Here is a 12,863-nt window from a genome sequence, read left to right as displayed (position 1 = left end):
GGGAATGCGATAGTTGGTGACATGTCTCGGGTGTTGTTGATCGAGGACCACCAGACCGTGCGCGAGGGCCTCCAGCTGGCCCTGACCCGCCAGGGTCACACGGTGGACGCGGTGCCAACCGGCGAGCAGGGCCTGGCCCGGCTGGCTACCGACAGCGCCGACGTCGTGGTCCTCGACCTCATGCTGCCCGGTATGGACGGCTTCGAGGTGTGTCGCCGGATCCGATCGGCGGGCGACCTGCCGATCATCATGCTCACCGCCCGCAACGACGACATCGACGTGGTGGCCGGACTGGAGGCCGGCGCCGACGACTACGTGGTCAAGCCGGTGCAGGCCCGGGTACTCGAGGCGCGGATCCGCGCGGTGCTGCGGCGGGCCGGCGGCGACTCCCGGCGACCCGGCCCGGAGCCGGCGGTGGAGCGGTACGGCGCGCTGACCATCGACCGGTCGGCGCTGGTGGTCAGCAAGGCCGGGGCGCCGATCGGCCTCGCCCCGACCGAACTGCGCCTGCTGCTCGAACTCTCCAGCGCCCCGGGCCGGGTGTTGAGCCGGCAACAACTGCTGGAGGCGGTCTGGGAGCACGGCTATCTCGGCGACTCGCGGCTGGTCGACGCCTGCGTGCAGCGGCTGCGGGCGAAGATCGAGGACGAGTCGGCCAGCCCGGTCTACGTACAGACCGTCCGCGGCTTCGGCTACCGGTTCGGCCCGCTGTGAGCCGCGCCCGGTTCGTGACGCGGCCGGTACTGCTGGACCGGCTGCGCTGGCGGGTCGGCCTGCGGGTCCGGCTCCTGCTCGCCTTCGCCTCGCTCGGCCTGACCACCACGGCGGTGGTGGCCGGGGTCAGCTACGTGCACGCCCGGAACGTCATCCTGCAACAGGCCCAGGACGCGGCCGTCCTCACGCTCACGGAGCAGATCGCCCAACTCACCCCGATCCGGAACCTGCCGCCGAGCCAGGCCGACCTCGACGCGATCGCCGCTGAACTGTCCGACCACGACGACGCTGTGATCGCGACGTACCAGGGGTACAGCTCCAGCCGCGACCAGGTCTCCGCCGTACTCACCCCGGAGTTGCGGACCGCGGTGGCTGGGGGCCGGGTCGTCTGGCAACGGCAGGCCACGCAGGGTTTTCCGTACCTGGTGATCGGGACCCAGGTGATGCTCAGCCAGCCGGACGGGACGCGGCGACCGTCCGGTCTGGAGGTCTACCGTCTGCACGGCCTCCACGCCGAGCAGGCCAGCATCGACCAGCTCGCGATGGCTGCCTGGCTGACCGGTGGGCTGTCGCTGGTGCTCGCCGTACTGCTGGCGCTGCTCGCCGCCCGGGGCGTGTTGCGGCCGGTCCGGGACCTCGGCCGGGCGGCCCGCCGGCTTGGTGAGGGTGATCTGAGCACCCGGCTGGCCGTACGCGGTTCCGACGAGCTCGCCGGGGTCGCGCGTACCTTCAACCACACCGCCGAACGGCTGGAACGGCAGGTCGGCGAATTGCGCCGGATGGAGGCGGACGCCCGGCGCTTCGTGGCCGACGTCTCGCACGAGCTGCGTACGCCGCTGGCCGCGATGACCGCGGTCACCGACGTACTGGACGAGGAGGCGCCCCGGCTGCCCGGCGACGCCGGTCGGGCCGCCCGGCTGGTCAGCCAGGAGACGCAGAACCTGACCCGGCTGGTCAACGACCTGATCGAGGTGACCAGGTTCGACAGCGGCACGGCGGCGCTCACCCTGGACGAGGTCGACGTGGCGGCGGCGGTACGGGCGACCCTGCGGGCTCGGGGCTGGGCCGAACGGGTGGTGGCCGACCTGCCGCCGGGCGTGCTGGCCCGGCTCGACCCGCGCCGGCTGGACGTGATCGTGGCGAACCTGGTCGGCAACGCGCTCCGGCACGGCGCCCCGCCGGTGTCGGTACGGCTGGGCGCCGAGCCGGACTGGATCGTGCTGTCGATCGGCGACCGTGGTCCGGGGCTGGACCCATCGGTGCTGCCGCACGTCTTCGACCGCTTCTACAAGGCGGACAGCGCCCGGAGCCGTTCCGAGGGCAGCGGCCTCGGCCTCGCTATCGCCTGGGAGAACGCCCGGCTGCACCGGGCCGGCGCGCGCTGGGGCAGCCTGGTCGCGGCGAACGATCCGGCCGGCGGCGCGGTCTTCACGCTCCGGCTGCCGCGCCGCTGTGGCGATCCGGCGCCGCCCGGCGGGGACCGGCCGGAGAGGGGACGGAGGTGACCCGCTTCCGGCGGCGGGTGCCACTCCGCTCCGTCACGCTGACCTCGCTCGTCGCCGTCGCGCTGCTGAGCACGCTCGTCGCCGGGTGCGGCGTACGCCCGAGCGTGGTCATCTCCGGCAACCCCGCCCCGGTGGGGCCGGTCCGGGGAGTCGGCCTCTTCTTCGTGGCGGAAGACCGGCTCGCGCTGGTGCTGCGCCCGTCCACGCCGCCGGATTCGGTCGCCAGCACGCTGGCGCTGCTGCTGGCCGGCCCGAGCCCGACCGAGCGGGAGCAGGGCTACCGCACCGAGCTTCCGGCGGACGCCGGGCCGGCGACAGTGACCAGGTCCGACCGGTCGGGCACGACGGTACGGCTCGGTACCGACGTGACGGGACTGTCGGCAGCGGCGGTCGACCAGATCGTCTGCACCGTCCGGTACGCGCTGCCCGTCGGCGGGCCGGTGGACCGCTCCTTCATCACCGTCACCGTCACCGGCCCGGACGGCAGCCGGGAGTCGCGCGGCTGCGCCGCGATGGACTGCCCGGATCAGACCGAGGCGGTCCCCCAGGACCTCTCCGGTCCGGTCCGGTGCCCGCCACCCGGCCTCAGGCCCGCCATACCCTGGATTACTCCCTCGGACAACTGAGCCCCATCAGCGCGTGACCGGGTTGCTCCGGGCCCCGTCGATCAGGATGTCGAGCAGGCTCGGGAAGGCGATCCCGGCCCGGGCCCAGATCTGCGGGTACTGCGACACACTGGTGAAACCGGGAAACGTGTTGACCTCGTTGACCACCGGTTCCACCGGGGTGCCGGGTGACCCTGCGGCCGGGTCCGGGTCGGGCAGGAAGAAGTCGACCCGGAGCAGCCCTCGACAGCCGAGCGCGTGGAAGGCCCGGACCGCCCGGTCCTGCAACACCAGGGTCGTGGCGGCGTCGAGCGGAGCCGGAATCCGGAATACGGCGCCGCCGTCGTACTTGGCGGTGTGGTCGAAGAAGGCGGCCGTCGGCGGGACTTCGATCTCCAGCGGCGGCCCGGCCTCGACCCGCCCGTCCGGGTACTGGAGCACACCGACGTCGATCTCCCGACCGGGTACGGCCCGCTCGACCAGGACCTTCGGGTCGGCGTCGCGGGCCAGTCGGAGCGCGGTCGGCAGTTGCCACCACTTGTCGACCCGGGACACGCCGAGGCTGGAGCCCGCCCGGGCCGGCTTGACGAAGACCGGCAGGCCCAACCGCTGCTGTTCGGTCCGGGACAGGTACTCGCCGGCCCGCAGCGTCACGCCCGGCGCAACCCGCAACCCTTCGGCACCGAGCAGCTTCTTGGTCACCTCCTTGTCCATTCCGGCCGCACTGGCGAGGACCCCGTTACCGACGTACGGGACGCCGAGCCAGTCCAGCATCGACTGGACGGTGCCGTCCTCGCCGTACGGGCCGTGCAGGGCCGGGAAGACCACGTCCTGGGCGGCGAGGGCGCGCAGCGCCGCCGGCAGTGTGGCCGGTACGCCGTCGACCTGCCACCGGCCGTCCCGTTCGACGAGTACCTCGGTCACCCGGTAGGCGTCCCGGTCCAGGTGGGCGAGGATGCTCGCCGCCGACCGGCGGGACACCTCGTGTTCACCGCTGCGCCCGCCGTACAACACCGCCAGCCGGACACTCATCCCCGACACTCCCCTTCGCTCCCGGCGGTCGTCCGGCGCGATCGCACCGGAGCCACCGACCCACCCGGTCGGTCCGCTGCCTCCCCCGCCGTCCGGTACCGCCGGGCGATCCGCGCACCGATGCCGGTCAAGATCTCGTGTGGGCTGGTCCGGGCCCACGCCGCCCACTCCGCCACCGTCGGCCAGCCGGCATCGGCCGCCCGGTCCGAGCCGCCGTCGACGGCGCCGTCGTCCAGGTCGGTCCCCCGGAGCGGACCGAAGACCACCGCCGGATCGCCGATCGCCACCGGCAGGTCCCCGGCGTCGACCACGCACTGGTCCATGGCGATCCGCCCGACGACCGGCCGCCGGGTGCCGTGCAGCCACACCTCGGCCCGTCCCTCGGCTGCCCGGGGCAGCCCGTCCGCATAGCCGAGCGGCAGCAGCGCCAGGGTGGTCGGCCGCTCGGTGACCCGGTCCGGGCCGTAGGAGACGCCGGTACCGGCCGCCACCCGCTTGACGTTCACCACCGTCGAACGCAGGGTCATCGCGGCCCGCAGCCGGTACGCCCCGGCACCGGTACCGCCGAACGGGTCGACGCCGTACAGCGCCAGTCCGATCCGGCAGAGGTCGTACCGGGTCGCCGGGGCGGCCAGCGCCGCCGCCGAGTTCGCCAGGTGCGCGAGATCCGGCCGAAGTCCCGCCGTCCGGGCGATCCGCAGCGCCTCTTCGAAGGCCGTCACCTGTCGGCCGACGCACCGGCAGTCCGGCGTCTCGGCATCGGCCAGGTGCGACCAGATCCCCCGCACCCGGACGCTCCCCGCGACCTCGTACCTGCGGGCCCAGCCGACCAGATCGGGCCAGTCCTCGCGGTTGGCACCGTTGCGGGACAGCCCAGTATCGGCTTTGAGCTGCACCGTCGCCGGCCGGCCAGACCGGCTCGCCGCATCGGCGATCGCGTGCAGGTGCGGCACGGTCGAGACGCCCAGGTCGACATCGGCGGCGATCAGCCGGCCGAAGTCGTCGTCCGGATGGTGCAGCCAGCTCAGGACGGGCGCGGTGAGCCCCGCGGCGCGCAGCGCGAGCGCCTCGCCGGTCGAGGTCACCCCGAGCCAGCTCGCGCCGGCCGCCAGCGCGGCCCGGGCGACCGGAACCGCGCCGTGCCCGAACCCGTCGGCCTTCACCACCGCCATCAGCCCGGTGCCGGCGACGTCCGCGACCGTGGCCAGGTTGGCGGCGACGGCCGTCAGGTCGACCTCGGCCTCGGCCAGCGTGCTCGTCCGGGCCACCCCGGCGGTACGACGTCGGCCCAGCGTTCCCGGGGGCGCCGACCGGACGGCGCCCGGCCGGGCTGGCGGGCAAGGCTCCGAACTCACCCGGACGAAGCTGCCACCGCCATGTCCGGAGGCGGTCTGCGCATTGTCACGGCCGGGTAATAGCCACCGCCGTCGCCGACCGCACGCCCACGATCCGGGTCGCCCGGTGGTGGACCCGCGACCCGGGCCCACCACCGGGCCCGGATCGGTGCACCGTCACGTTCCGGGTCAGCCCGGCTTGCGGCCGACGCCGACGAGGTTGTCCAGCGGGCGCGGCGGTACGTCGGTGCCGGGGTCGGGCCGCCAGCGGGTGACGTCGACCAGCCCCGGCTCGACCAGTTCCAGACCGTCGAAGTAGCTGGCGATCTCCTCGGGCGTACGCATCGCGTACGGCGGATTGGCCGACTCGTTCCAGATCTTCATGACCTCGTTGAGTTCCGGGTTGGTGTCGGCGCCGTCAACGGCCACCAGGTAACTCCCGACGGGCAGCGCGTCCATGATCCGGCGCACGACCGCCCGCGCCTCCTCCACGGTGGACAGGTGGGCCAGGATCCCGGAGAGGATGAGCGCGACCGGCTTGGTGAAGTCGAGGGTCCGGCCCGCCTCACGCAGGATCGTCTCGGTGTCCCGGATGTCGGCGTCGATGTAGTCGGTGGCACCCTCCGGCCCGCTGGTCAGCAGGGCCCGGGCGTGCACGAGGACGAGTGGGTCGTAGTCGACGTACACGATCCGGGACTGCGGGGCCACCGCCTGCGCCACCTCGTGGGTGTTGTTGGCGGTGGGCAGCCCGGTGCCGACGTCCAGGAACTGCCGGACCCCGGCCTCGCCGGCGAGGTAGCGCACCACCCGGTTGAGTACCGCGCGGTCGGCCCGAGCGATCTCTACGATGATCGGAAACGCCTTGGCGATCTCGTCGCCGAGCGCCCGGTCGACGGCGTAGTTGTCCTTGCCGCCGAGCCAGTAGTTCCACACCCGAGCCGTCTGCGGAACGGTGGCGTCGAGATTCGGCTTGGACGTCTGGTCCTCGCCGGGCACGGAAATCTCCTCGGTCACGGGCGAAACCCTCCGGTCGGCCGAACAATGTGGCGGTGGCCCAGGATACCTGCGGTCACCGGGGCGTCTCGTCGAGGTCGCGGATGATCCGATCCAGGATCTGGAATGTGTCCTTGAGGGGCGCGGCCTCGACGAACAACCGGTTCACCGCCTCGAAGTAGCGGTCGACGTCCTCGCGCTTGTCGAGGTAGAGCGCACTGGTCAACTGTTCGATGTAGACGAGATCGGCCAGTTCCTGCTGAGGGAAGCGGAGAATGGTGAAGGCACCACCGGCGGCGGCGTGCCCCCCGGCGGCGAGCGGGATCACCTGCAGCCGCACGTTCGCCATCTTCGTGACGGTGCAGAGCAGCGACTCGAGCTGGTCGCGCATCACCCGCGTGCCGCCGACGGGGCGGCGCAGCGCGGCCTCGTCCACCACCGCCCAGAGCATCGGCGGATCCGGCCGGCTCAGCAACTGCTGTCGCTCCATCCGCAGCCGCACCCGGCGCGCGACCTCGTCCTTCCGGGCGGAGCCGTGACCGAGCCGCACCACCGCCCGGGCGTACTCCTCGGTCTGCAGCAGCCCGGGAACGAACTGGACCTCGTAGGTCCGGATCAGCGTCGCCGTCGCCTCCAGCCCGAGGTACCGCTGGAACCAGTTCGGCGTGACGTCGCTGTACGGGTGCCACCAGCTCGACGTGTTGGCCTCGCGGACCCGGGCCAGCAGCGTCGCCCGTTCCCGCTCGTCGTGTATGCCGTAGAGCGACAGCAGATCCAGGACGTCTCGCTCCTTGAGGCCGACCCGGCCCAGCTCCATCCGGCTGATCTTCGACTCCGAGGCGCGAATGGGCTCGGCCGCTTCCGCCCTGGTCAGTCCCCGTTCCTCACGCAGTCGTCGCAATTGGGCTCCGACCAGGATCCGTACGGCCATCGGGCCGTCGCCGGATCCGTCCGGTTGTGCCGATCCGCTCACCCCACACCTCCGGGTTGCTTCCCGACGCCAAGCATGCCATTGCGGAAACGCCAGAGCTACCGGTCGGCCACCTCCGGAGATCACCGACCGGATGGTCCGTCCCGGTGGTCTGAGCATTTAGGAATCCGATTCGAAAGTGTTCGGATCAAAACCCGCCGGCACACCAGAGCGTCGACGGCCGAGGTATCGGCGATCGCCCGCGCCAGGCATGTCGTACTGACCTGGGGGAAATCCCGCTGCCGCAGCCTCACCCGAGGACGTCGGATATTCGCGCACGTCAGTTCAGGTGGAGCAATTCGTGGAGCCAGATCCGTCAATTGAGGAGCAGGATTTCTGCTAGCCTAGCTCCATGCCGGCCCCCTCCTCGCCACGGCGCGCCCGCGGCGAAGTCGAGACGCTGCCCAGTGGGTCACTCCGGGTGCGGGTCTACGCCGGGCTCGACCCGGTCACCAGGAAGCGGCGCTACCTGGTGGAGACGGTCCCCGCCGGCCCGACCGCCGCACGCGACGCCGAGGCGGTCCGGGCCCGACTGCTCGCGAAGGTCGACGAATCCCGCCACCGCCCGGCACCGGCCGGCACGGACGGGCCAGCCGCGTCCGGACGTCCGCGCGGTGCTCCAGGCCGCCCGGATCACCCGGTCGAAGCCGGTTCCAGCCATCGGCTCACCGACCGGCGGGCAGCCGCCGAGATCGCCGACACCATCCCAACCGTCCCGCCGGGGCGGGGCAAGCCGGCGCCGGGCCGGCAGCGCGGGCGCCGGCAGGGCGAGTTGACGGTGGCCGCGATCGCGGCCCTCGCCGGGGTCTCCGCACCCACCGTCTCCAAGGTGCTCAACGGGCGTCGTGACGTCGCGCCGGCCACTCGGGCCCGGGTGGAGACGGTGCTGCGCGAGCACCCCTACCGCCGCCCGGAGAGCGGCGTCCGGGCCGCCAGCATCGAGGTGCTCTTCTACGGCATGCAGAGCCACCTGGCGGTGCAGATCATGCAGGGCGTCGAGGAGGTGGCCGGCCCGCACCGGCTGGCCGTCGTCTTCAGCGACGTGTTCCACCAGGTGTCGACCGGTCGCTCCTGGGCGCAGGACCTGCTGGCCCGGCGTCCCACCGGCGTGGTCGCCGTACACCTGGGCTTCACCCCCGAACACCACGCCACGCTGGCCGCCAGCGGCATTCCGCTGGTCGCTCTCGACCCGACCGGCGAGCCGGAACACCCGGTCCCGTCGGTGGGTGCGACCAACTGGAGCGGCGGCATCGCCGCCACCCGGCATCTGCTCGACCTCGGTCACCGGCGGATCGCCGTGATCACCGGACCGACCGAACGCCTCTCCGCCCGGGCCCGCCTGGAGGGTGCCAGGGCCGCGACCGACGCCGCCGGGGTACCGCTGGACGACCGGCTGGTCCGCACCGGTCAGTGGTTCGCCTTCGAGGACGGCCTCAACCACGGCCGGGAACTGCTGCGGCTCCCCGACCCGCCCACCGCCGTCCTCTGCGGCAACGACCTGCAGGCCCTCGGCGTGTACGAGGCGGCCCGCCAGGCCCGGATCCGGATCCCGGAGGACCTCAGCGTCGTCGGCTTCGACGACATCTCCTACACCCGGTGGTGCGGTCCACCGATGACCACCGTCCGGCAGCCGCTCACCGAGATGGGCGCCGCCGCGGCCCGACTCGTCCTGGCGCTGGCCTCGGGCGTACCGCCGGCGCAGACCCGGCTCGAACTGGCGACCACCCTCATCGTCCGGGAGAGCACGTCGCCGCCACCGCAACCCTGACCGGTCCGGTCACCGAGCACCAGGCCGGGAATGCCGAAGATCTCATCCTGGCCGAAGAGGTCGGCGGCGGCGTTGCCGGTGCGGTCCGCCGGCAACCGCGCCGGCCCGGGAGTCCGGTCGTTCGACCCGGACCGGGTCGCCGCGGACGAGTTCGTCGTGGATGCGCCAGCGGGCGGTGTCGACGGCCCGGCCCGCCGCCTGGTCGCCGTCCGCCAGGCGCTGCCGGATCAGCTCCAGGGCGATGCGACGGTTCTGACTGAACTGCCGCTCGGTGTCGACCACCACGACGATCCCGGAGGGACGGTGGGTGGCCCGTACGGCGGTGCTGGCCTTGTTCCGGTGCTGCCCGCCCGGGCCGCCGGTGCGGCAGCCGACGATGTCGACGTCGGTCTCCGCGAACGACGTCCGGGGAACGTCGACCTCGCAGGGGCGGGCGATCACGTACCAGTTCTTCCGGCCGGTGCTCGCCCGGTAGGGGCTCGGCGCCTGCCAGCAGAGGGTGCCGGTCCACGAGCCGGCGAACTGCCCGGCACCGGCTCCGGAGATCCCCAGCAGCACCGACCGGTAGGTGCCGGGTCGGTCGCCGGGGACGGTCTCGACCCGGGACGTGTCCAGACCCTGCCGGCCGGCGTCCGCCTCCAACCGGTGCAGGAACTGGGCGACCGCCCAGGTGCACTCCTGCGGGCCTCGTCCGGCCGATATCAGCAGATGGTGTCGGTGCCCCGCCGCGCTCACCACCGCCCCCTGCCCCGGCGGTGGTCGTTCCGGTCCCGCCGGGGGCGGGCGTCGCCACCCCTGTCGATCGTCTTGTACGTCACCAGCGGAACCGTCGTGGCGGCCGGGGTGGCGAGTCCGTGTTCGACCAGGTCGGCGATCACCTGCTCGATCCGCTTGTAGGCCGTCGGCGCCTCCTCGAACAGCAGTTGACGGTCGCCGCACACCACCAGCGACCCGACCGGGGTACGACGGAGTTCCGCGACGGTGTGCTTGGTCCGCCCCCGGCGCAGCGCGTCGGCCCGGGACATCTTGCGACCGGCGCCGTGCGCGACGGAGAAGTTGGCGTGCGGTCCGGCATGCGCGGCCACCAGATAGGAGCAGGTGCCCCGGGTACCGGCGATCAGCACGTCCCGGCCGTCGCCCGGCGCGGCTCCCTTGCGGTGCAGGTAGGCCCCGTCGCGGAACTCGACGAGGTTGTGGCACTGGTCGACGATCGGGTCGGTCGGCTCGGCGCCGAGGGCGTGCAGCACCCGGGCGGCGAGAAGTCGACGGTTGATCGACCCCCAGCGTACGGCGGCGTCGTGCAGTTCGAGGTAGTCGGCCGGGTCGGTGGCCGGGCCGGCGCCGTGCCGCTCGGTGTGTGCCCGCAGGATCCGTTCGCCCAGCCCTCGCGAGCCGCTGTGCACGATCAGGACGAGGTCGTCGGCGGCGAGCCCTAGCCGGGCCGTGTGGCCCGGGTCGAGGACGGTCTGGATCCGCGCCAGCTCCACGAAGTGGTTGCCCCGACCCACCGTTCCCAGGCCGTCGAGGTAGCCGGCCGGAATCTCGGCGTCCACGGCGGCCCAGGCCGGGTCGTCGGCGTCCCGGTCCGGGTCCAGCGGGACGTCGAGGTCGGGAAACCGGCGGGCGATCTGCTCGGGTACGACCCGCTTCAGACCGACCGGGAACACGGCGATGCCGCAGCCGATGTCGGAGCCGACCAGGAACGGGTAGAGCACGGTCGAGGCCATCGCGGCGCCGATCGGGGCGCCCTTGCCGGGGTGCAGGTCGGGCATGCCGGCGACGGAGACCATTCCGTCGAGCGCGGCCACCTGGTGGCACTGGTCGACGGCGTCCGACTCGATCCAACTGCGGGCGGAGGCGAAGACGGTGACGGTGGCGGGCCTGGCGGACGCTGCGGAATCCGGCCGGGACTTCTGCTGGGACAACGACGCTCACTTTCCAGCGGGGAGGGACGGACGGCGCTACGGCTCCCCGGGGTGCGACGGCACGGCGGGGGCACGGAGCTTCACTCGACCGGGGTAGTGCCCGTCAGAACGTCATGCCCCCACCCTGCTGCCGCCCGCCGGCCACGGCAACCGGTTTTCGGCGCCGGTCCCGGCGCCGGAGCCTGGTCGGCCGGCGTGCCGCCGCCGTCCGCCCGGCTCAGTTCGCGACCGCCGGCTGTCCCCGCCAGTCCTCGGCCCGGGTGTAGCCGACCGGTATCGGCCGTTCCACCACCGTCGTCAGCTCGATGCGCCGGCCTTCGGCGGCCGACCGCAGCAGCGCGGTCATCGTTTCCAGCACGTGTAGCGCGACCTCGCCGCCGGACCGTGGCGGACGGCGGTCGTCGGCTCCGACCAGGTCGATCAGGCCCAGTCCTCGGGAGCCGTCGGCGTAGCCGGCTCGTGGTTCGAGCGTCCGCCATCCGGCGCCGCCGAGCGGGAAGAGCCGGACCTCGCCGTCGAAGTGGTTCGGGTCGGGTACGGCGAGGCTGCCCGTCTCACCGTGCACCTCGATCGGCGCGGCCGTCGTCGCCACCCCGTCGAAGCTCGTCGTGATGGTGGAGAGGACGCCGTTGACGTGTTCGAGCACGCCGGTCACGTGACTGTCCACCTCGACCGGGATCCGCTGGCCGCCGCGCAGGCCGGCCCCGATCACACGCTCGGCGCGCAGCCGGCTGCCCGCGCCGACCACCGCGCGTACCGGCCCGAGCAGGTGGAGCAGGGCGGAGATGTAGTACGGGCCCATGTCCAGCAGTGGACCGCCGCCGGGGGCGTAGTAGAAGTCGGGGTGCGGGTGCCAGCGCTCGTGCCCCGGCGTGACCATCACGGCCGAGGCGGAGAGCGGGCGCCCGATGAGGCCGTCGTCGATCGCCGCGCGGGCGGTCTGGGTACCCGTGCCCAGCACGGTGTCGGGCGCGCACCCGAGGCGGACCCCGGCCGAGCCGGCCCGCTCGACGATCGAGCGACCGTCCGGAAACGTGACGGCGAGCGGCTTCTCGACGTAGACGTTCCGACCCGCGTCGATCGCGGCGAGCGAGATCTCGGCGTGCGCGGCGGGGATCGTCAGGTTGAGCACCGTCCGCACCTCGGGATGGTCGATAAGGGCCTCGACGCCGAGCGCCTCGGTGCCGGGCAGCGCGGCGGCGACCGCCGCCGACCGGGCGGCGTCCAGGTCGGCCACCGCGACGATGCGCAGCCCGGGAAGGTCGGCCAGCGTGCTCAGGTACGCCCGGGCGATGACCCCGAGCCCTACGATGCCGACGCCGTGCGGGTCGCCCACAGCATCCCCCTCTCGATGACGGTACGCACGCTCGGGTGCTCCAGCACGTCGAGGCTGTGTCCGGGGGTCGTCACGACGATTCGCCCGGCACCCCAGTGACGGGTCCAGATCGCCGGCGAGGTGACCGGCCGGGGCCACGGGTGCCACTCCCGGGTCGGGTGTGTCGTGGTGGCCAGCACGTCGATCAGGTCGTCGTGCAGCACCCAGTACTGTTCGGTGACCAGGTCGAAGTCCTCGATCCCCGCGGTGACCGGATGCTCCCGGCCCAGTTCGGTGATGTTCACCCGGTACGGCAGGAAGTTGTCCTGCTCCCCGCCGTGCCGCTCGCAGGGCTCCTTCCCCGGGTGGGTGGCGAACTGGCCACCGACCAGGTGCAGGTAGTCGGAGGAGGCCCGGAACGAGTCCGCGATGCCGCCGTGCCAGCCGGTGAAACCGGTGCCGGCGACGACGGCGGTGCTCAGCCCGGCCAACTGCTCCGGGGTGATCTGTGACATCGTCACGCACTGCACGACGAGGTCGGTGCCGGCCAGCTCGGCGGCGTCGGCGTAGATCTCGGTCGTCTCCTCGACCCGCACCGCGTAGTCGTTGCGTTCGAGGAACGGGATGAACAGCTCCGTCGCCTTGACCGGTTGGTGCCCCTCCCACCCGCCGCGGACCACCAGTGCCCTGCGCTGTGCCACG

General features: G+C 72.9%; 12 protein-coding genes. 4 read left to right on the top strand and 8 right to left on the bottom strand.

All coding sequences use genetic code 11. The features are described from left to right. The first annotated feature begins 21 nt into the window (after positions 1 to 21). The 3 genes from ABNF97_RS21960 to ABNF97_RS21950 are packed head-to-tail and all read left to right on the top strand — an operon-like array spanning position 22 to position 2,845. The gene (locus ABNF97_RS21960; protein WP_130463949.1) at positions 22 to 714 is read left to right on the top strand and encodes a response regulator; all 693 of its coding nucleotides are present in this window, start codon (positions 22 to 24) and stop codon (positions 712 to 714) included. Further along, positions 711 to 2,219 carry an ATP-binding protein gene (locus ABNF97_RS21955; protein WP_349339631.1) on the top strand — a complete coding sequence of 503 codons (1,509 nt, stop codon included), beginning with the start codon at positions 711 to 713 and terminating at the stop codon, positions 2,217 to 2,219. Before ABNF97_RS21960 ends, ABNF97_RS21955 begins: the two co-directional genes overlap by 4 nt. Further along, positions 2,216 to 2,845 (top strand): hypothetical protein, encoded by a 630-nt coding sequence (locus ABNF97_RS21950; RefSeq protein WP_349339630.1) that lies wholly within the window; start codon positions 2,216 to 2,218, stop codon positions 2,843 to 2,845. Before ABNF97_RS21955 ends, ABNF97_RS21950 begins: the two co-directional genes overlap by 4 nt. A 6-nt stretch (positions 2,846 to 2,851) precedes the next feature. Here the strand turns inward: ABNF97_RS21950 and ABNF97_RS21945 are convergent, their stop codons facing one another. The 4 genes from ABNF97_RS21945 to ABNF97_RS21930 form a co-directional block, all read right to left on the bottom strand. Then, positions 2,852 to 3,856 carry a D-alanine--D-alanine ligase family protein gene (locus ABNF97_RS21945; RefSeq protein WP_349339629.1) on the bottom strand — a complete coding sequence of 335 codons (1,005 nt, stop codon included), beginning with the start codon at positions 3,854 to 3,856 and terminating at the stop codon, positions 2,852 to 2,854. Further along, positions 3,853 to 5,211 carry an alanine racemase gene (alr, locus tag ABNF97_RS21940; RefSeq protein ID WP_349339628.1) on the bottom strand — a complete coding sequence of 453 codons (1,359 nt, stop codon included), beginning with the start codon at positions 5,209 to 5,211 and terminating at the stop codon, positions 3,853 to 3,855. The genes ABNF97_RS21945 and alr overlap by 4 nt, the downstream gene beginning before the upstream one ends. A gap of 168 nt (positions 5,212 to 5,379) precedes the next feature. Continuing rightward, positions 5,380 to 6,204 (bottom strand): SAM-dependent methyltransferase, encoded by an 825-nt coding sequence (locus ABNF97_RS21935; RefSeq protein ID WP_349339627.1) that lies wholly within the window; start codon positions 6,202 to 6,204, stop codon positions 5,380 to 5,382. A 55-nt stretch (positions 6,205 to 6,259) separates the two neighbouring features. Then, complete coding sequence (locus tag ABNF97_RS21930; RefSeq protein ID WP_130466159.1) at positions 6,260 to 7,114, bottom strand: Sco1979 family transcriptional regulator; 855 nt, start codon at positions 7,112 to 7,114, stop codon at positions 6,260 to 6,262. 391 nt (positions 7,115 to 7,505) lie between these two features. Between ABNF97_RS21930 and ABNF97_RS21925 the strand changes: the two genes are divergently transcribed. Further along, complete coding sequence (locus ABNF97_RS21925; RefSeq protein ID WP_130463952.1) at positions 7,506 to 8,921, top strand: substrate-binding domain-containing protein; 1,416 nt, start codon at positions 7,506 to 7,508, stop codon at positions 8,919 to 8,921. A gap of 42 nt (positions 8,922 to 8,963) precedes the next feature. Here ABNF97_RS21925 and prfH read toward each other — a convergent pair whose 3' ends face one another. The 4 genes from prfH to ABNF97_RS21905 all read right to left on the bottom strand — a co-directional run bounded on the left by prfH (position 8,964) and on the right by ABNF97_RS21905 (position 12,862). After that, on the bottom strand, positions 8,964 to 9,656 hold the full coding sequence (gene prfH / locus ABNF97_RS21920; RefSeq protein WP_130463953.1) for a peptide chain release factor H: 693 nt from the start codon (positions 9,654 to 9,656) through the stop codon (positions 8,964 to 8,966). Then, positions 9,653 to 10,846: an RNA ligase RtcB family protein gene (locus ABNF97_RS21915; protein ID WP_130463954.1), complete on the bottom strand. Its 1,194-nt coding sequence runs from the start codon at positions 10,844 to 10,846 to the stop codon at positions 9,653 to 9,655. The genes prfH and ABNF97_RS21915 overlap by 4 nt, the downstream gene beginning before the upstream one ends. A gap of 217 nt (positions 10,847 to 11,063) precedes the next feature. After that, entirely contained in the window at positions 11,064 to 12,182 is a 1,119-nt protein-coding gene (locus ABNF97_RS21910; RefSeq protein ID WP_130463955.1) for a Gfo/Idh/MocA family protein, read from the bottom strand. Continuing rightward, positions 12,152 to 12,862, bottom strand: coding sequence for a ThuA domain-containing protein (locus ABNF97_RS21905; protein WP_130463956.1), 711 nt, complete (start codon positions 12,860 to 12,862; stop codon positions 12,152 to 12,154). The genes ABNF97_RS21910 and ABNF97_RS21905 overlap by 31 nt, the downstream gene beginning before the upstream one ends. Between the last annotated feature and the right edge of the window lies 1 nt (position 12,863).

It is taken from the genome of Plantactinospora sp. B6F1 (genome assembly GCF_040120695.1).
GTDB lineage: Bacteria > Actinomycetota > Actinomycetes > Mycobacteriales > Micromonosporaceae > Plantactinospora.
Note: the sequence above shows the minus strand (reverse complement) of the source record. Positions and strands in the feature narration are given on the sequence as shown.